The sequence below is a fragment of the Tenacibaculum litopenaei genome (assembly GCF_964514025.1).
In the GTDB taxonomy this organism is placed as follows: domain Bacteria; phylum Bacteroidota; class Bacteroidia; order Flavobacteriales; family Flavobacteriaceae; genus Polaribacter; species Polaribacter litopenaei.
The window spans coordinates 131267-151678 of the sequence record NZ_CAZEQT010000007.1 but is presented as its reverse complement, the minus strand read 5'-3'; the positions used below and the strand labels follow the sequence as shown (position 1 = coordinate 151678).

General features: G+C 34.5%; 18 protein-coding genes. 15 read left to right on the top strand and 3 right to left on the bottom strand.

Going from position 1 to position 20412, the window contains the following annotated elements; translation table 11 throughout:
• Positions 1 to 62: 62 nt before the first annotated feature.
• The 13 genes from ACKTS5_RS15270 to ACKTS5_RS15210 all read left to right on the top strand — a co-directional run bounded on the left by ACKTS5_RS15270 (position 63) and on the right by ACKTS5_RS15210 (position 15150).
• The gene (locus tag ACKTS5_RS15270) at positions 63 to 3203 is read left to right on the top strand and encodes an efflux RND transporter permease subunit (protein WP_408044762.1); all 3141 of its coding nucleotides are present in this window, start codon (positions 63 to 65) and stop codon (positions 3201 to 3203) included.
• Between the two features lie 78 nt (positions 3204 to 3281).
• Complete coding sequence (locus tag ACKTS5_RS15265) at positions 3282 to 4742, top strand: efflux transporter outer membrane subunit (protein ID WP_408044761.1); 1461 nt, start codon at positions 3282 to 3284, stop codon at positions 4740 to 4742.
• Between the two features lie 116 nt (positions 4743 to 4858).
• Positions 4859 to 5758: a helix-turn-helix domain-containing protein gene (locus tag ACKTS5_RS15260; RefSeq protein ID WP_408044760.1), complete on the top strand. Its 900-nt coding sequence runs from the start codon at positions 4859 to 4861 to the stop codon at positions 5756 to 5758.
• A 129-nt stretch (positions 5759 to 5887) separates the two neighbouring features.
• Positions 5888 to 6316 (top strand): MarR family winged helix-turn-helix transcriptional regulator, encoded by a 429-nt coding sequence (locus ACKTS5_RS15255; RefSeq protein ID WP_408044759.1) that lies wholly within the window; start codon positions 5888 to 5890, stop codon positions 6314 to 6316.
• 381 nt (positions 6317 to 6697) lie between these two features.
• Entirely contained in the window at positions 6698 to 8356 is a 1659-nt protein-coding gene (locus ACKTS5_RS15250) for an ankyrin repeat domain-containing protein (protein WP_408044758.1), read from the top strand.
• A 103-nt stretch (positions 8357 to 8459) separates the two neighbouring features.
• Positions 8460 to 8750, top strand: a complete 291-nt coding sequence (locus ACKTS5_RS15245) for a putative quinol monooxygenase (protein WP_408044757.1) — start codon at positions 8460 to 8462, stop codon at positions 8748 to 8750.
• A 14-nt stretch (positions 8751 to 8764) separates the two neighbouring features.
• Positions 8765 to 9469 carry an SDR family oxidoreductase gene (locus ACKTS5_RS15240; protein ID WP_408044756.1) on the top strand — a complete coding sequence of 235 codons (705 nt, stop codon included), beginning with the start codon at positions 8765 to 8767 and terminating at the stop codon, positions 9467 to 9469.
• 292 nt (positions 9470 to 9761) lie between these two features.
• On the top strand, positions 9762 to 10631 hold the full coding sequence (locus tag ACKTS5_RS15235) for an alpha/beta fold hydrolase (protein ID WP_408044755.1): 870 nt from the start codon (positions 9762 to 9764) through the stop codon (positions 10629 to 10631).
• Positions 10632 to 11130: 499 nt separating this feature from the next.
• Positions 11131 to 12045, top strand: a complete 915-nt coding sequence (locus ACKTS5_RS15230; RefSeq protein WP_408044754.1) for a helix-turn-helix domain-containing protein — start codon at positions 11131 to 11133, stop codon at positions 12043 to 12045.
• A gap of 107 nt (positions 12046 to 12152) precedes the next feature.
• On the top strand, positions 12153 to 13244 hold the full coding sequence (locus tag ACKTS5_RS15225) for an alkene reductase (RefSeq protein ID WP_408044753.1): 1092 nt from the start codon (positions 12153 to 12155) through the stop codon (positions 13242 to 13244).
• A gap of 17 nt (positions 13245 to 13261) precedes the next feature.
• Entirely contained in the window at positions 13262 to 13759 is a 498-nt protein-coding gene (locus ACKTS5_RS15220) for a VOC family protein (RefSeq protein WP_408044752.1), read from the top strand.
• Complete coding sequence (locus ACKTS5_RS15215; RefSeq protein WP_408044751.1) at positions 13759 to 14169, top strand: hypothetical protein; 411 nt, start codon at positions 13759 to 13761, stop codon at positions 14167 to 14169. Before ACKTS5_RS15220 ends, ACKTS5_RS15215 begins: the two co-directional genes overlap by 1 nt.
• Before the next feature lie 15 nt (positions 14170 to 14184).
• Entirely contained in the window at positions 14185 to 15150 is a 966-nt protein-coding gene (locus ACKTS5_RS15210; RefSeq protein ID WP_408044750.1) for an NmrA/HSCARG family protein, read from the top strand.
• 354 nt (positions 15151 to 15504) lie between these two features.
• Here ACKTS5_RS15210 and ACKTS5_RS15205 read toward each other — a convergent pair whose 3' ends face one another.
• Entirely contained in the window at positions 15505 to 16152 is a 648-nt protein-coding gene (locus ACKTS5_RS15205; protein ID WP_408044749.1) for a Crp/Fnr family transcriptional regulator, read from the bottom strand.
• Between the two features lie 69 nt (positions 16153 to 16221).
• On the opposite strand from ACKTS5_RS15205, the gene ACKTS5_RS15200 reads away from it, so the two are divergent.
• Both ACKTS5_RS15200 and add read left to right on the top strand, forming a co-directional pair.
• On the top strand, positions 16222 to 16482 hold the full coding sequence (locus tag ACKTS5_RS15200; RefSeq protein ID WP_408044748.1) for a hypothetical protein: 261 nt from the start codon (positions 16222 to 16224) through the stop codon (positions 16480 to 16482).
• A gap of 97 nt (positions 16483 to 16579) precedes the next feature.
• Positions 16580 to 17566: an adenosine deaminase gene (gene add, locus ACKTS5_RS15195; protein ID WP_408044747.1), complete on the top strand. Its 987-nt coding sequence runs from the start codon at positions 16580 to 16582 to the stop codon at positions 17564 to 17566.
• A 115-nt stretch (positions 17567 to 17681) separates the two neighbouring features.
• On the opposite strand, the gene ACKTS5_RS15190 is transcribed toward add, so the two are convergent.
• Together ACKTS5_RS15190 and ACKTS5_RS15185 are read right to left on the bottom strand one after the other, a co-directional pair.
• A complete protein-coding gene (locus ACKTS5_RS15190) occupies positions 17682 to 18107 on the bottom strand; it encodes a hypothetical protein (protein WP_408044746.1) in 426 nt (141 codons plus the stop codon).
• Between the two features lie 615 nt (positions 18108 to 18722).
• Positions 18723 to 19586 carry an RluA family pseudouridine synthase gene (locus tag ACKTS5_RS15185; RefSeq protein WP_408044745.1) on the bottom strand — a complete coding sequence of 288 codons (864 nt, stop codon included), beginning with the start codon at positions 19584 to 19586 and terminating at the stop codon, positions 18723 to 18725.
• Between the last annotated feature and the right edge of the window lie 826 nt (positions 19587 to 20412).

Sequence of the window (20412 nt, the reverse complement as noted above, 5' to 3'; positions counted from 1 at the left end):
AAAGTCATCTCTGTATAGCTACGGAGACAGGCATTCTGATGCCTAAAATAAAGTAAACAATCATGAAAATAAGTCACATTTTTATAAAGAGACCCATATTTGCAGCAGTACTAAGTATCTTAGTAGTCATTGTAGGTAGTTTAGCTTATATTTCGCTTCCAGTATCGCAGTTCCCAGAAGTTGCTCCACCTACGGTAGAAATCGTTGCGGCATATCCTGGAGCTAGTGCTAAAACCTTATCGGAAACTGTAGCGACTCCTTTAGAACAAGAAATTAATGGTGTCGAGAATATGCTGTATATGACCTCGCAATCTTCTGCTGATGGGGTAGTAACTATTCAGGTCACTTTTGAGTTAGGAACAGATTTAGACAAGGCTCAGGTTCAAGTTCAAAACCGAGTAGCGCTTGCTGAGCCTCGACTACCAGAATCGGTACGAAGACTAGGAGTAACTACGAAAAAAATAGCACCTGATATTCTAATGGTGGTCAATATGTACTCTCCAAACAAAACTTATGATCAGATCTTTATAGCCAATTATGTAACGCTACAACTCAAAGATCAATTATCTAGAATAAAGGGAGTGGGAGAAATACGAATTTTTGGTGCTTCCGAATACGCAATGCGTATCTGGCTCGATCCCGATAAAATTGCCAATATTGGCATGACTGCAGGAGAAGTTGTGGCGGCACTCCGTAGCCAAAACGCGCAGGTAGCAAGTGGTACTCTTAACCAGTTGCCGTCTGGTTCTCAAACTGCTTTTGAGGTGAACATTCAAACACAAGGAAAACTAGTACAGCCTGAAGAGTTTGAAAATATTATCGTAAAAACCAATGGAGATGGTCGTATCGTTCGTGTAAAAGATATAGGACGTGTAGCGCTAGGAGCTCAAAATTATGCCACGAAGGGTTATCTGGGCAAGAACCCTGCAATTGCAATGCCTATTTTCCAACAACCCGGGGGAAATGCACTGGAAACTTCTGCTAAAATCAAAGAAAAAATGGCTGAACTTTCGCAGTACTTCCCAGAAGATCTTGCGTATAAAATAGCCTATAATCCTACAGAATTTGTGCAAAAATCTGTTGATGAAGTATATCATACTATCTTTGAAGCTATCTTATTAGTGGTATTTGTAATTCTATTGTTTTTACAATCATGGAGAGCGGCGATTATTCCTATTTTGGCCATTCCTGTATCTTTGATAGGGACATTTGCGGTTATGCAGGCCATTGGATTTTCATTGAATAATTTAACACTTTTTGGATTGGTGCTTGCGATAGGTATTGTGGTAGATGATGCTATTGTAGTAGTAGAAAATATGGAGCGTTATCTTAAGGAAGGACTTTCTCCGCAAGACGCTGCAAAAAAAACGATGGATGAAGTAGGGGGAGCTTTAGTGGCAATAGGCTTAGTATTAATAGCGGTATTTATACCAACTACATTTTTAGATGGAATTTCTGGACAGTTTTATAAACAATTCGGATTGACTATTGCAGTAGCAACGGCCATTTCTGTATTTGTATCCTTAACCTTGAGTCCTGCGATGGCAGCACTTTTGATGAGGCATGAGGATCCCACAAATAAGAAAACGGCATTTTACTTAAAACCTTTTACCTTCATTGGCAATGTGTTTAACAAATTTATGGATACACTGGCTTCTAGGTACGGGAATAGTGTTCGTAAGTTATTGAGAACTAGCGTCCTTGTGATGTTGGTGTATGGAGGGCTAATAGCACTAACAGGAATTCAATTTAATAAAGTTCCTACAGGGTTTGTTCCTGCAATGGATCAGCAGTATTTTATCACAGCCATCCAATTACCTCCAGGATCATCTTTGAGTAGAACTGATGAGGTAATCAATGAGGCTTTAGATATCATGCTAGAGGTTGATGGTGTAGAGACAGCCATTTCTTTTACTGGTTTTGATGCTGCCTCTTTTACCAATGCATCTAATGCAGCTGCTATTTTTGTGACTTTAGAAGACTTTGGTGTTCGGGAAAAAAAGAACATCGATTATCACGAATTGATGAACACACTACGCAGTAAAATGGCTCAAATAGACGATGCATTTATAGTGGTTATTCCACCGCCATCAGTTGCAGGAATTGGGAATGCTGGAGGGTTTAGAATGATGGTACAAGACAGAGCCAACTTAGGAACAGATGCTTTGATAGCTGCTACCTACAAATTGGCGGCTGCAGCCAATGAAGATCCAGCACTGAACAATGTATTTACGTTTTTTGACAACCAAACCCCGCAATTATATTTAGATATTGATCGTACCAAAGCCCAACAATTGGGGGTTCCTGTTAATCAAGTATTCGAATCGTTAGGAGTATATTTAGGATCTGCTTTTGTCAATGAGTTTAATTACCTCGGAAGAACCTATAGAGTTACAGCACAGGCAGATGCACCTAACAGGTTAACACCAGATGATATTTCGAGAATTAGAGTTCGAAACAATCAAGGAGAAATGGTACCCCTAGGAACCATAAGCACCCAAAAAAATATCGCTGGACCTGCTAGAATCCCCAGATTTAATCTATATCCTGCAGCTTCGTTAGTGGGAGATATTACACCTGGGTATAGTACCAGTGAAGCATTGAACAAAATGGAAGCGTTAGCGAATGAAATTTTACCACAAGGAATATCTTTTGAATGGACAGAAATGGCTTATCAACAAAAACAAGCTGGAAATACTGCTTTTATAGCCTTTTTACTGGCTGTTGTTTTTGTATTCTTATTACTCGCTGCACAATTTGAAAGTTTGATCCTTCCACTGGCTGTTATTTTTATAGTTCCAATGGTATTACTTTCTGCGATGATAGGAGTTGATATGGCTGGGTTGGACAATAATATTTTAGTCCAAATTGGACTTGTCGTGCTGGTAGGTTTAGCGAGTAAAAATGCAATTCTAATTGTGGAATTCGCGAAGCAATTAGAAGATCAGGGAACTAGCTTAAAAACAGCTGTTATTGAAGCTGCTCGTTTGCGATTACGTCCAATTCTAATGACTGCATTAGCCTTTATACTCGGCGTGGTACCGTTGGCAATAGCTACAGGAGCTGGGGCTGAAATGCGGGTTTCATTAGGGATTTCCGTGTTTAGTGGTATGCTAGGAGTCACCTTGTTTGGACTGTTTTTAACTCCCGTATTCTATTACTTAGGAAGAAAATTAACCGCGAAGAAAAGACGACGTAGCTAAAGCATTTACTTAACATATTAAATTAATAGATCTTTCTATTTTGATACTTGTCATATAGAAGTAGTTAATATACTCATAATGAAAAAAATAATTTTACTCATAAATCTCTCGTTGTTGCTGTTTTCATGTGGAATAACCAAAAGAGATTTTAAGAAAAAAATAGCCATCCCGGTAGATAAAAACTATCTAAAAAGCGATGAACTATTTAAACCGAGCGCCCCAATTACAACATGGTGGGAAGCATTTAATGATACTACGTTGAATACGCTTATCCAAAAAGCAAGAATCAATAACCTAGATATTAATACAGCAACGGCAAATTTATTTGCTGCAAGAGCTTTGCTCAAAGGAACTAAGTTTGATCAATACCCAACACTCACAACCAATGGCAACTATACTCGCACTCGATTGGGTGAAAATGTATTTGTCCAAGGGGTGAACCCGACTTTCAATACGTATAATGCGAGTTTTGATGCGGCATGGGAGCTCGATTTTTTTGGAGGGGTTTCTGCTAAAGTGCAACAAGCATATGCTATTCAGAAAGTAGCGTTGGCAGATATGCAAAGAGTATACGTCAGTATTTTTGCTGAAGTAGCAAGAAATTACATCGCCTTGAGAGGAACCCAACACCAATTGGATATAGCACGACGTAATTTGAAAGACCAAATAGCAACTTACGAACTTACAGAACAACTGTTTCAAGTAGGAAGAAGTAGTAATCTAGACACTACTAGAGCAAAGGCGCAATTGGAAAAGACAAAAAGTAGCCTTCCAATACTAAAGGCAAAAATAGCAGCCATAGAAAATCGTCTTAGTATACTTATAGGAGAGGAGCCTGGGAATTTAGGAGCGCTGCTTACATCGAAAAAGAATTTGCCCAATTTGCCAAAGACAGTGCTAACAGGAAGGATAACTGAATTACTGCGCAGAAGACCTGATATCAGAATCGCTGAAGCCAAATTGCAACAACAAATAGCTAAATATAATATCTCAGTAGCGACGTTGTACCCTCAAATTAGTTTTAATGGGAGTATAGGCTTTTCAGCAGTAGATTTCTCTAATTTTGGTAAACAAGAATCTTTTACTTGGAGTATTATGCCAAATATTCATTGGGCTGCGTTTAACCTAGGGCGTGTTAAGAAGCAAATTAATCGCGATGATGCACTGACGTTAGCGGCACTACAACAGTATAAAAAGACTGTATTAACAGCCTTGGAAGAAATTAGAACCGCTATGAATAATTACCAACAACAACTCAAGCAAAGAGAGTTTCTTCGCAGTTCTGCGGCAGCAAGTGCTCAATCAGCTAAATTTGCCCGTGAAAGATACAAAGCAGGCTTAGACAGTTTTATTGATTATTTAAACGCAGATCGTATCTTGTTACAGATAGAACATGAGCTCGCTACTAGTGAAATGCTCACGGCAACCTCTTTAATAGCCATTTATAAAAGTTTAGGAGGGGGTTGGGAGATTATCAGTGAAGAAGTTAGTGCGCAAAAATTTGAACGTCTCAAACATACGGATCAAACGAGAAGGTAAGTCCTAAACAAGCAGTGACTCTAGTCCCACTAGAGTTACTGTTTGATAACGATGCTAGCGTTTTTCAGTATTATCAGGCCGTTGTTGTTCGTAAATAGTAAATTCTAGTTTAAATTATGTCAGAAAGAAGAATACCAGTGTATGCCACAAGTAATGAATTACATGCAGCGACAGGCTTTGATCACAGAAGTCATATTGACGGGTTTGATATATTTACCATTGAATCATTAGAGCCCTCGAGTGTAAAATGCATGCCACCTTACCGTCAAGGGTTTTATCAGGTAGGCATTTTAAAAAACATAGGCGCTCAAAGTAAAATTAACTTAAATACCGATTCAATAACCTTACAGGATAGTCCTTTGTGGTTTGTGGTACCTGGTCAGGTTTTTTCTTGGATTAGAGATGTCAAAAACAAAGGGCACCACATACAATTTCAATTAGAGTTTTTACCTGAATACTTACAAAAAAATCTAATTAAAGAATTTCCTTTTTTTAAACTTTCTGAAAACAGTGTTTTTTTAATGACAGATGAAGAGAGAATATCTCTAGAAATTGACATGGAACGCATGCTTACTATTTACAATACAGAACATCCTTATCAAGAGAAAATGTTGCAAGCAATGTTGGTGGCGATGTTATACAATTGTAAAGCGATTTTTGAACGTTACAAAACGAAGGAAGGCAACTTGTCGAGAGGACAAATTTTGGTGAAACAATTTCAGCAATTGGTAGACAAAATGTATTTAGGGACACGAGTGGTTAGCAATTATGCAATAGCGCTAAATGTTACACCTAATTACTTGACAACTATTGTAAAGGAAGTGTCAGGGAAAACAGCTAAAGAGATTATTCATGAACGAATTTTCTTGGAAAGTAAAAACCTACTTCTGTATTCGGAATACAACATAAGTGAAATTTCCTATCGATTAAATTTTCAAGAACCTACTCATTTTACGCGTTTTTTTAAAAAATATACGAATGAAACACCGAAACAGTACAGAGAAAAACATATGTGATTTCGATAATTTAAGTGAGTTCGTTTATTGATGTTAGCCGCTCTACTAACGAAATAGCGTCTTCAAATATCTTATGAAATTTGTATGTACAACTAATAAGATGTAGATTTGTACTCAAAAAGGATGTAGATGAGCGAATCGAAAAATACCTTTCAAGAATGTTGTCTTTATTTTACAGTGAACTCATTGTCAAGGCATATTAGTGCGATGGCAGAAGAGTCCTTTAGAATTACAGGGTTATCGCCATCATATGCACATTTAATGCTTTTACTTATCAATGATCCGGGAATGGGACAGAATGAGTTGAGTAAGAAAATGAATGTAAAGGCATCAACAATGACGCGATTAATAGATAAACTCATCGTGATGCGTTATGTTGAACGTCAACAACAAGGCAGAAATGTATTTGTATTTCCAACGGAAGAAGGAGTGAAATTAAAAGAAAAGCTCAATGAGGCTTTATCTGATTTGTTTGGGAAGTATTGTAAAGTATTGGGGAAAGATTTTGCCGTACAATTAACAGCGGATATTCATAAAGCCAACGAGATATTAAAATAAGTAAACAACGATAAAAAGTTGTTTTTTTTAAAACTTAAAATTGTATGTACAACTAATTGTTTTAGGGATGAAAGCAATACTAATGTTGGAGGTCCGGCAGACGCTTATGCAGGTTTAGGATATAACCAATTTCAAGTCAGAGATCTTTTGTGCTTATTTGAGTATTTGAGTATTTGAGTATTTGAGTATTTGGGTATTTATTGAAAGTAAATTGTTTAACTCGCTATATATGATTGTAGTATGGTATGTACAAAAATTAAGAAACCTATACCAATGAAACGAATTATAGGCATGTAAAAGAAAACTGGGAAATGAAAGTTACAGACGAAGGAGGTCTAAAAATCCATAAATATTTAGTAAAAGAAGTATAAAATATATATAATGAAAACACCTAAAATTATAACTGTTGTGTTATTGTCACTGGTACTATTTAGTTTTAAAAACTTAAATTCAGTAAAAGTTTTTGAAAAGAAGTTGGTCAAAGTTGGGATGGGCAAACAGAAAATACTATTCGTACTTACAAGTCATAAAGAAAAAGGAAATACTGGAGAAAAAACAGGGTTTTATTTAAGTGAAGTGAGTCATCCTTGGGAGGTTTTAACAGAGGCAGGATATGAAATAGATTTTGTTTCTCCTAAAGGAGGAAATCCACCAGTTGACGGATTCGATTTAAAAGATCCTATAAATAAAAAACTTTGGGAAGATAAGATATATCGAAAAAAAATTGAAAATACTTTGAAGCCCGAGGAAGTACATCCGGAAGACTATGTTGCCATCCATTACGCTGGAGGACACGGTACTATGTGGGATTTTAAAGAAAATCAAGAATTAGCAAAAATCGCAGCTAAAATTTATGAAAATAACGGAGTAGTGAGTGCCGTTTGTCATGGGCCTTCTGGGTTATTAAATATCAAATTAAGTAATGGGAAGTATTTAATACAGGATAAAAAAATAAATGGCTTTACCAATGAGGAGGAGCGTTTAGTAAAATTGGATAAAGTTGTGCCTTATCTTCTAGAGGATGCTTTGAAGGAAAGAGGTGCGAAATTTGAATTTTCAGCTCCTTGGCAAGCTCATGTCACCGTTGACCAAAGAGTAGTAACAGGTCAAAATCCGCAATCTGCACATGGAGTAGGAAAGGCCATTTTACAAGAGCTTAAAAACTTAGAGCTGGTGAATGAATTACCTGATTTGCATCAGGCTATAATAGAAAATGATGAAGCAAAAGTACTTGAACTGATTAAAAATGGAGCTGATATCAATCAGTTAGATAAACGAATGGGAAATGCGCCTTTACATATAGCCGCTCAGTTAGATAATCCGAAAATGATTAAAATTTTAATCGATAACGGTGCTTTTGTCAATCTACATACACCACATGCAGGACATACGCCATTAATGGTGGCAGCTTGGTATTCTAAAGCAGAAAACATCAAAGAGTTATTAAAGGCCAAAGACATCAATATCTATGCAAAATCACCTTTTGGAGGTAGAATGGCAAGAGATGTCATAGGCGGATTTGACCAAAACCAAACGGAGGAGGAAAAACAGCGTTATGCAGTACTTACTGCTATTTTTGATGCATACGAAAAACAACTAAAGGAGAAGATTGAAAATCAAAAAGTCTATCAAGTAGTCATAGACAATAAATTATCTGATCACGAAAAATCTGAAAAGATCAAGGCACTGATTGCCTCAGGTGAGTCAGTAAATACCGAATCGTACATTGTTGGTAGCGGTAACGATAAACATTCCCCATTATTAGTAGCTGCACGTAATAACTATCCAGAAACCGTAAAGGTATTACTAGAGGCAGGAGCAGCTATTGGGCAACGAGGATATTTAATGAATGCGATTGCCTTTCATAAAGCTGGATACATGGGGAATGCAGAAATTATGAAGATGTTGGTTGCTCATAAAGATGCTCAAAAATACATCAATGATCAAGGGTTGAACAATGGATATACACCCTTACACGATGCTATTTGGCACGGGAATACTGAGGCTGCCAAACTATTAATCGATGCCGGTCTAGACTAGATTTAAAAACCTACGAGGGTGATACACCTTTAGATTTGGCAAAGCGTTATAACTATCAAGAGATTGTTAGGTATATAGCAAAGAACTCCGTTAACTAATACTTATGATTATACTTACTGTAAAAGCAAGACCAATCCAAGAACACAAGCAAGACTTTATTAATGCTTTTCATGAAATAGTTGATGAAGTACATAGAGAAGAAGGCTGTTTGGAGTACGAACTGCATCAAAGCACTAGGAATCAGAATGATTTGTTTCTTTTTGAGCGTTGGGAATCCAAAGAAGCACAAGAAAATCATATACAAACAGCACATATGATTGCTTTTTTTAAAAAAATTGAACCTTGGTTTGTTCAAGAGACAGCAATGAAAGTTTATGAAGTTCAACGATACTAAATTTGATATAGTTTATGAAATCAAATTGTAAGATAGCCTTAGTAACAGGAGCGAATAGAGGTATTGGCTTTGCCATAGCCAAAGGTTTGCTGCAAAAGGGACATACCGTGATTGCTACAAGTAGATCGGAGGTAACAGGAAAAGCAGCGGTACATAAACTTTCCGCTTTTGGAAATGTTGTCTATTGTCAATTAGACGTAAACGATCCAAAGAATATTCAGGATTGTTACCATTTTCTTGAATCGACTTATGGAAAGTTGGATATTTTGGTAAACAATGCTGGTATAAATTATGATACTTGGCAGACTGTTGAAGATGCTGACTTAATAGAAGTTAGAGAAACATTAGAAACTAATTTTTTAGCCCCTTGGCAACTAACGCAAAACTTATTACCCTTATTAAAAAGAGCAACCAGTGCCAGTGTTGTAAACGTGAGTAGTGGAGCGGGATCATTGAGTTCACAGACAGGAGGAACACCTGGTTACAGTTTATCTAAGTTAGCATTAAATGGTTTAACGCTGCAATTGGCTAATCGATTGCAACCCTATAATATTTTGGTAAATTCAGTGTGCCCAGGTTGGGTACGAACTGCCATGGGAGGAGATAGTGCGACTAAAAGTCCGGAAGAAGGAGCAGATACAATCGTATGGGTAGCTTTATTTGAAAATGGAGATCCCACAGGAAAGTTTTTTAGAAATAGAGAAGAAATACCTTTTTAACTGTAAGGTGTTGAAAAAGCCTTTGTAGTGTTGGTATCGATACTCGTACTAGAAGTGTTGATTGTTTAAGGTAAATAGGGAACAGATAAGAAAATTTTTTACAGAAGAAAATACAAAAGTAGGAGGAGTTCAGGTTGGAAATGTAAATTGTGTAGACTTGTTTCATGTGGAGGTCAATCAATGGTATAGAGATCTATGAAACTGGAGGTAATATTTTAGGCATGGCGTTTACGGTACCTAAAAGTCAAATAGTAATAATCGATTAATAATTCAATTTAATTTACAAAAAAGTATGACGGGAACTAGTATCGACAATTTGAGATACAAATGGAAAACACCTCCTAAATTTGGAGAAGGATTTTGCTATTTGGATACAGATTATGGCAAAATTAGAGTATTTGATACTAAGGGAAATCTTCCCATTATTATCAATGTCCCAGACGGACCTAATGTCATTGAACATCAAGCGACATTAATTCAAAATTTAGCAAAGAATTACAGAGTTATTTGTTTTGAATACCCGGGGTTGGGTTTTTCATTTCCCAATAGTAAATACGATTATTCCTTTGAGAGTGGTGCAAATTTATTGAATCAAATAATGGATATTTTAGAGCTTGAAAGAGTATCCTTACTATTTTCATGTTCTAATGGTTATTATGCCATGAAAGCAGCGATGAATAATCCCGAACGTTTCCGTCATATTTTTTTATCCCAAACTCCCTCTGCTGAAGGATTATTAACATGGACCGAAAAATCTATTCCTAGTTTAATAAAAAGGCCTTTGATAGGTCAGGTGGCCAATGCAATATACGCAAAGAAATTTGCTGGAATCTGGTACCAATATGCCTTGCCTAAATCTAGTACTTCTCGATTTAATTTTACCGAGATAGCACAAACGTCTATCCATAAAGGAGGGTGCTTTTGTTTATCATCTTTAGTTCAAGAACTAAAAAAAGACAGGCATACCGAATTGTATTTAAATGAAGTTCCCACGACGTTGGTTTGGGGAGGTGCAGATTTTACACACCGTAAAACGGATAAGAATTCTATTAAGACGCATATTCACAACTGCGAGATTATTGAATTTAATGACTGTGGACATTTTCCGGAGTTAGAAAGAACAAAGGATTACGTACAGTTAATTACGGAAAGAATTGGATAGGAGCTACCTAGAAGGAATGCTTTGTACTTCAATATCTTTAGTTGGCGATGGACACTCTGCTTGTACTTTCGGTTTAGCGTGAAGATAGAATCGGTATGAATAGTTTCAAAATATCCCATGCTGAGTTTATTATGGAAACAGCCTTAATTTCTAACTGTTTTAATATAATAACCACGTCTATTACAGCGATAGAGATGCACAATACTCCTATTTAGTCAATAGAAGAGTAGGTGATAAATTACTAAAATCTTATAGCAAAGTAGGGGCAAGCAAGAAACAAAAATTAAAGATTACAGAGTTGTTAAAAATGGAACACTGTTTTTTGAGAAAGGTTATAAGAAATGGAGTAAGAAGAGGAAAGGAATGAAATTTTAGGGAAGTAAGTTTTGTGTTAAAACTTTCAGAAGAATAACTGTTATAACGGAATCCTAAGATGTGGTTTGTTAAAAAAAGACTATTTTTTAAGAAGATTAATTAGAGCTAATCAATTTACTAAACATTGCAGCATTTTAAAACAATTTCGGATTACTACAAAGCCATTGGTTTGTCAGTACCCAAACATTCTCAATTTGATGTAAAAAGTTTTGAAGAAAATATGGGGATTGTGTTTTCAAAAATGGAACCATTTCGTCATGAATTCTATTTTATCGCTGTTAAAATTGAAGGCAAGGGGGAAACTCTTCTAGGGCACAACCCAGACCTTCCTGATGGAATCACGATTTTCTTCAATAGTCCTTTTCAAATTATATCATGGGATCATTCTCAAGATTGGTCGGGTTTTTATATTATTTTCTCTCAGGATTTTATAGCGTCTTCCTTTCATTTTGATAGGTTATTAGACGATTATTCATTTTTAAAAATAGACGAATCCATTCCTATCAAGATTGGCAAGAACGATTTACCAGAGGTCATGGCCTTGTATAAAAAAATTAAAGAAGAGTATACCAGTGACAATAAAGATAAGTTTGATTTTATTCAAGTATATGTATTACAATTACTGAATCAAATTAAACGATTATTCAATAAAAAAATAGAGGTTGATAGAATCAATGAACGCATTCATAGAACAGATTTGAAATTATTATCGCAATTTCAAAAGCATATAAAAGAAAGTTTTTATCCAGATACTAAAATAGTTGGTCAAGTGAACTTTCATTCACCATCGTATTATGCAAGTATTTTAAATATTCATCCCAACCATTTAAACGCAGTAGTTAAGTCGATTACAGGGCAGACAGCTTTAAATACGATACATACTCATATTCTTAAATTAGCAAAAGCAGAACTGTTACAAACAGCTAAAAGTGTTAAAGAAATTGCCTATCAACTGCATTTTGATTCTCCAAGTCATTTTGGTGCTTTTTTTAAAAAGCATACTGGTAGTACTCCAATTACCTACAGGAAAAATAAGTAGTCTTTGAAATCTGATATTTTCAATTTGAAATCAAAGATTTAGACAATCATAAGTCAGTTAATTTTGCTCATGATAATAGAGCAGATAATTAAAAAACTTATACGATTATGGATCCTATATTTCGTCCCTTTTCTTTTAATGGGTTAAAACTTAGCAATAGAATAGTTATGGCTCCCATGACTAGAGCTAGGTCTAATGAGAATGATGTCATTACAGAGTTAGCCCCTTTATACTATTCTCAAAGAGCAAGTGCTGGACTTATAATTACCGAAGGTGTTCCCGTTTCTAAAGAAGCTAGAGGGTATAGTATGACACCAGGAATTTATACAGAGGAGCAAATTGCAGGTTGGAAAAAAGTAACACAAGCTGTTCATGAAAACAAAGGGAAGATTTTCATTCAGCTATGGCATGTAGGTAGAAGAGCAACTAAAGGTACAACAAAAGGAACTGTGCCTTTGGCCCCTTCTGCTGTAAAGATATCCGATAAGGTTTATGGTCCTTTACAAGATGGAACCCTAGGTATGGTTGAAACAGACATCCCCAAAGCTATGACTTTAGAAGACATAGAACGCACTAAACAGGATTTTGTTCAAGCAGCAAAAAATGCTGTGGAAGCAGGTTTTGATGGGGTAGAAATTCATGGGGCTCACGGTTATTTGTTCGACCAATTTATGCGAACGGATGTGAACCAAAGAACAGATGATTACGGAGGTAGTATTAAAAACAGAATTCGTTTTACAATTGAAACAGTAGAAGATGTAATTGAAGCTATAGGAGCGGATAAAGTTGCAATTCGATTGTCTCCTTTTGTATCAGAAGCTCCGGAGCTTGATTCTCAAATGCCCGAAACAACTATAGCCTTATTAAAAGAACTCAATCGACATAATTTAGTATTTGTTCACTTGTCGGAAAATGTAGCTACATTTAGACCAGTAGCAACTTCATTTAGAGAAAAAGTAAAAGAAGTCTATCAGAATCCAATTATGATATGTGGACAATTAACAAAAGAGATTGCTAATAAACTTATAGAAAAGAAATATGCTGATATGGTAGCTTTTGGCAGACCATTTATTGTCAATCCAGATTTAGTAAAGCGAATGAAATACAACCATCCATTAACTGAAGTTAGTGCTGATAAGGCTCAAACATTTTACGGTGGAGGTGCTGAGGGGTATACAAGTTACTCAAATTACAATTAGAAAATTCTATCGGACAAATGTCAAAATACTTATACATACTGCTTTTTCTCTTCATTACGATTAATACATCGTTTTCTCAAGGCAATTCAGAATTATCAAAAATAAAACCTTATTCAATTACTTTTTCTGTAGCGAGTATTGAGAAAATGACAGATTGGTATCAGAGTAAATTAGGGTTTAAAAAGCTAAAAGAAAAAAAGTACCCTGAATTTAACACTTACTTAATATTTCTAGAATTAAACGGTTATCGAGTGGAGCTGATTAAAGATTATGAGGCAGTGCCGAAAATTACAAATCCTAAAGCACCTCAAAGGCATACTGGAGTTTGGGGACAAACACAGTTTTGTTTTATAACAGCAAACTTAGAAAAGGTAAAGCGAGAATTAATAAACAAGAGTGTTGCTGTTGATTGGGAATATCAAAATAAAGAACTAGGAGTGAAATTTTTCTTTATTAAAGACCCAGAAGGGAACATGATTCAATTTTTACAGGAGATAAAAGCAACAAAAGAGTAATGAATATCACAGAAAATTCTATTGGTAAACAGTTTTTATACGAATATGCACAAGGATTAATAAATGCTGATGCTCTGCGTATGGCACGTCTATTTCATAGCGGACTTTCGTATATCGTCAACGATGAAGTAAGAGAAGGAGCTGCAGATTTGTGCAAAGAAGAAACATGGAGCTTTATTTTTAGTAAAGTAAGGTTTTTAAAAGCTGAAGCGAACCATATAGTCGAAGTGCATTCAGGACATATTTTTTATCATGAATATCTTCGAGTTAAAAGCAAAAAGACAGGAGAGGTTCGAGAAGGCCATTTTGGTGACGAAGCTGTAATAAACAAAGAAGGGAAGATGTTGTTGGTGAATAGAGTAGCTGATAATACATATTTTAAATGGTTTGGAGAGACCCTATCAAATTAGAAAATTAAAACAGTCATGAAAAAAATAGTAGTATTTGGCGCAACAGGGGCAATGGGGAGATACATAATTGCCAATTTAGATAAAAAAAGTTGGTCTGTTAGAGCGTTTACAAGAAATGAAAACTCACCTTTAGCACAAGCACTTTTAGCGCATGGAAACTTAGAACTTTTTCAAGGGAATACAGATAATGTAGACGATTTAAAACGTGCTATTGATGGTGTAGATGCAGTTTTTTGTAATACCGATTTTTGGACTAATGTGAACAATCCAGAAAACGAAAGAATACAAATGCATAGGATTTTAGAAATTTCTAAAGAAAAGAATATCGCGCATGTTGTATTTTCTTCGTTAGAAAACTGCATGACCTTATCTAATGGAGAAATCCCAGTTACTCATTTTGATTCTAAAGCGATAGTAGAACAAGAGATAAACTGGCAGCGTTCATTAGACCATTTCAAGCAACTAAAAGGATTTTATTCTACCAGTGTTACAGTGCTCAGAACACTTCCTTATTTTGAAAATTTGATGTCTTTCTTTGTTCCTCAAAAAAGAGTTTACAAAGGAAAAGATGAAATCGTATTTAAGCTTCCATTGGGGGAATATGGGAAGTTTTCTATGGTAGCTTTGGATGATATTGGATGGTTTACTAATTATATTTTAAACCGTAGGTCCCAATACGGAGGAAAAACTCTAGTTATTGGTTCTGATACCGTATCTGGCAATGAAATTGCTCAAAAGTTTGAAAGTGTTACAGGTATAAAATCAGTGTACGAACCTATTTCAGATGAAGAATTTTTAAAACTAGGAGGACCTGCTCATGATGCTTTGAATCATTTTAAGTTTCATAGAGAAATAGGGATGAAAAGAAATTTTGATTCCTTAAAAAAGTTACATCCTGAGTTGTTGAGTTTTGATTCATGGTTGAAAAAAACACAATGGAAAGGAGAACAAAGGCTAATTCAAAAGAAATTAGCAGAATAAAAATGTATCAAGTTAATCCACCATAGAGTAGGCTAAGAATATCCTTACGGTGGACATATAAAACGGTTAAAAATAATAGGAACTATTATCATTTCTTTATTCCTTTTCCATTGGAAAAACTAGCTCGTTTAACTGTTTTATATTTAATTGATTATTCACTAGAATAAAGGAATGAATTTAATACATATCCATCTATCTCTAATAAGAAAAGAAGATAAAAAACCACCGTGAGCTTTGTAGGACTTCAGGTGTAAACCGGGAACGTTTCCAGGAATAGTAATTGTTTAATGAAATTAATAATCAAACTTTAAAAGGGATGAATTTTGAACTAATTTTTTTGCTCGAACGGAATAATTAATGAAGAGACAGTATATAATTTTCGAGTGTATTTTGACTTTTAACCTTTATAACGCCTTTCTCGAAGGTTATTAAATTATCATTAATCAATTCTTTTAGAATTCTGTTTAATACCCTAATTGAGATTCCTAGATAGCTTGCTAAGTCTTGCTTCGATATACGTTCATCGGTAAGATTTAATGCTAGGATTATTTTTATTATTGAGTACTTGAGAGGATAAATTTGCTGAAACGAGGCTCTCTTTGCGGTTCTGAAGATTCGAGTAGCCAGTTCTTTTAAAATAATATTGACGAATTCACGATCAGTTTGAATTAATTTCTCGAATAATACGCTATCAATACTAAAAGCTTCAACAGTAGATAGTGTTTCTACAGATGATAAATTGTCTTCTTTAATCAAAAATTCGATTTCGCCAACAAGTTCTCCTTTTCCTAAAAATTCTAATAGATAATCTTTTCCATTTTCTTCCGTGATAAAACATTTCGTCAACCCTTGAATAATGACGTAAATTCTTTTTAAGGAATCGTCTTTGTACAGTAGCACCTCATTTCTTGAAAATTTTTCTTTTCTTATCCCAAGACCATATTTCCCGGTAGTGTAAAGTTTCTCGATATAATTAAGTAAAGTAATATTCGTTTTTATCATTCTTTAAACTTGGACAATTGTCCTTGACAGTGTCTTATATTGACTACAAATTAATTAAAAAAATATAAGATGATGAATTCTATATTTGATGTTGATGCGACTTCAGATGGAGCTGTTGCATTATTACCAGCAAGGAAAGATAAAAAAAAAGCACAGAATTTACGCGAGGGTTCTTGTAGGGGATCTATTGATAGTAGTAGCGTAACCACATACCGACAAATAGTTATTGATAACAACAACAACTTACGTCAGCAGTCACCTAGTGAATCGTTAATTCAATCAGTATCAAGAGAGAAATTTATAAATGTACTTAACCTTATTTTGTACTAGAGTAATAGTTTTAATGAGTTTATTATTAAGAGATTACAAGGTTTTGGCTATTCTTTTTATAATAATGTCTTGTCAATCAAATAAAAACCGAACCAATATGAGCAATACGCTACCAAAAATAGAATTACATCTGCATTTAGATTGTTCTTTGAGTTATGATATCGTCAAAAAAATAGCCCCGAACATTACGGAAAACGTTTATAAAGCTTCATTTATAGCTCCTCCAAAATGTACAGATTTAGCAGATTATATTGAAAGAGCTATCAGCGGAGTAAAATTAATGCAGACTAAGGAGCAACTAAAGCTTGTAACATTAGATCTTTTTGATCAATTAAAAAAAGATAACGTGATTTATGCAGAAATTAGATTTGCACCATTGATTCATTTAGATAAAGGTTTAACACCAGAAGAAGTAGTTGAAACAGTTAATGATGCTATGACAATCGGTATGGAAACATCTGGAGTTAAAGCAGGCCTTATCCTTTGTACACTCAGGCATTTTTCAGAAGAACAAAGTATGCGTACAATTAAATTGGTAGAGCAATTTAAAGGGACCAATGTCGTAGGTTTTGATATAGCAGCAGATGAAGCAGGTTTTCCTATAGCTAATCATGTTACTGCATTTCAACGAGCAAAAAGAAAAAATATTTCCTGCACAGCACATGCAGGAGAAGCAAAGGGCCCAGAAAGTGTATGGGAAACTCTAACCAATTTGTATCCAAAAAGAATAGGACATGGAGTTAGAAGTTACGAAGATAAAAATCTAGTCAATTTTTTAAAAGAGAAGAATATTCATTTAGAAGTTTGTCCAACTAGTAATATCCAAACCAATGTATATGATAGGCTTGAAGATCATAAAATAAACGAAGTATACAACGAAGGACTTTCAATAAGTGTTAATACTGATGCTCGTACAATTTCTAATACAACGCTTGAAAATGAATACACTATTTTAAAAGATAAGTTTGGTTGGACCAAAATGCATTTTTTTAAATGTAATATGGAAGCAATAGATCACGCTTTTACCTCGAATGAGATTAAGGCAGAAATAAAATCAAAACTTATTGAGGCTTATCAAAAATAAGATAGCAATTGGAATTGTAGTTGTTAAATTTAGGGAGTTGTAAAAAACTGAATTAAAATTTATTATTACTGAAATTATTCTCGATGTTTTCGTTGTGTCACTCATGATTTAAGTTCTAATTTTTAGGTGTTGGCGCAACTGGTTCCGTATTAGATAAAAAGAATGAATAGTAGAGGCCTTTATGCCTTTTTATTAGAGCAAACCCATCATTTTTGTTGATGAATTTTACTGTTTTAGCAATGAAATAAAGGTCTTTACCTTTTGCAATCAAATTAGATGAGGCCTCTATTTTATCCAATGGAAGTGTTATAATACTGCATTTTTCAACATAAGAAATTAGTTTGTATGATTTGTCTTTGTTGTAAAGTACATAGTCGATTCCTTTGGGTGATTCTTTTAATTTTTTGAAAAGGATCGAGGATACTTTTGTAAGGTCTTTAGTTGTTTCCTGGGCTACTAATGTATTAGTACATATAAAATAGGATACTACTAATACACATAATCGTATTTTTTGTGTCAAATATTTTTCTGAGTTTTTCATTCCGTTTTAATTTTTTTAAGTCTTTGACTTTTTTGCCATTTCAAAATAAAAAATAATTCTCGTCTTCTTGATTTAGAATAATATAGACATATTCTGCTTTCTTTTGAGAGAAGTAGGATATGGTAACTACGACGATTAAAATTTTTAATACACTCATGGTTACCTGAATTTTTATACCTGTTTTCGTTTTTTTCGGCTTATGCGGTTGACTGTTGATTTGAACTCATTTTAAAGTTTATCCTAGACGTTAAAGATAAAAGTTGGAAATAAAACTCGAATTATTTTCTTGGGCTTTATAGTAAAATATGCCAATCAACATTTTGGTATTTTCTGGAACCCTGTTTTTTTTTCCCTTTTTCGTTATTATTCAATTTAGTAATTTTTAGGACCTTTCGAATTTCTGCATCAATTTTGTTATTGAAAAAACTAAATTGTTTAAGCTGTATTATTTTTAAATTACTGTTAAAAGTAACTTTATACAGCGCAAAATATTTTTGAAGAATGATTTCATCACTGAGGCTGAGATATTCATTTAAAATCATTGGTTCTTCTCTAAATTCAATTCTATATGTTAGGTTGTTGTTTTTTAAGGAAGCAAGACTCTGTGTTTTTCATTTACAGTGGAAATATCCGAGTAAATTTTTTAGGGAGTTTTGCTGTTATTTTGATTGGTTTGGAGGTAAAGGGATGGGTGAATTCAAGCGTGGAGGCATGCAAATAGAGTCCATTTCCATTTAATAGTAACCCGTCTAAGAAATAGGTTTTATCCCCCAGAATAGGAGTCTTGTTGGCAAAGAGATGTTTTCGTAATTGATGTTTTCTCCCTGTACTCGGACGAAGTTCCACCAGGTTTAATCGATTAAATTTTTGAGAGGCCACATGTTGAAGTACCTGGTATTGAGTAGTAGCATTTTTCGAATCTATAGGGGCTTCAAAACTTCCTTGCTTATTTAAGCTGCCAATGGCGATGGCATGATAGGTTTTTTGAATGTTCTTTTTTTCAAATAAAGCATTTAATTGAATGATACTTGAGGTTGTTTTACCAATTAAGAGCACCCCACTGGTCGGATAGTCTAAACGATGCACGGGTCTGGGAACAGTGGCGTCAGTAAGTGTACTTTTTTCTAAGTTTTGCGGTAAGGCATTGTTGATGGTTGCGAAGGAATTTCCGCTCACTACAATTCCTGCGGGTTTGTTGATAACGGCTAAGTATTCGTCCTCAAAAAGAACTTCCAATGCTAGGTCGAAAGTTTTTGAAGGCTTGGATGTAGGCGTCAAAGCGTACAAACTGATGGTTTCATTTCCATAAATATAGGTTCCTGTATTTGCTTTGATTCCATTGACATATACCAGTCCTTTTTTAATAGCTTTTTTCAAAGCTGATTTAGTAGGGAGTGTATCAAAAATTCCAACGGCATATTCTTGAATTCGCACAGGAGAGTTTTGAGTGGACGAGGTATGTGAAGCAATCTGTATCAAGGGCGATTTGTATAATTATTAAAATGTGCTCAAAATTAAGCAATCGCAGGAATAGAATAGTGTTTTATTGTTGGATTCTGTATTTCGTTTTTTTGGGGAGCGGGGAACTATTAATTTGGGGACACTAAAGTTTTGAATTGTGACAGTTTATTAAAAGGCTATACATTTAGGAGTATTAGGTATCAAAAGAATATACATTTCTGGCTCTTTATGTGTTAATCGTTTAATAAAGGGAAAGACATATCAAAAGAATATACATTCCCGATTTTTTGTTGAAACTACTTTTTTAAGATGATGGAGCATAATGGATTGTTATCAATGTCAGTCATTTTGTAATAATAGATTTAAGTTTTGATAGAGTTTATTAAAAGAACTTACATTTCATCTTTTTTCGTGTTAATCGTTCAATAAAGGGTATGACATGTCAAAAGAATATTCATTCCCAATTTTTTGTTGAAACTACTCTATTAAGATGAAAAAATAACAATTACTTGGTACTGGTGCCCATGAATTTGTAATAGTAGTTTTCAAGAATAGATATAGTTTATCAAAAGAATATACATGCCTGACTTTTCTCAGGTTAGCCTTTTATTCAGGGACATAGGCTGTCATAATAATATACATTCTTGTCTTTTCTTGGGTTGGCTTTTTATTCAAGGGCACAAGTTGTCAAAAGAATATTCATATCCGATTTTTTGTTGAAGCTACTCTATTGAGATGAAAAATGACAATTGCTTGGTACTGGTGCCCATGAATTTGTAATAGTAGTTTTCAAGAATAGATATAGTTTATCAAAAGAATATACATGCCTGACTTTTCTCAGGTT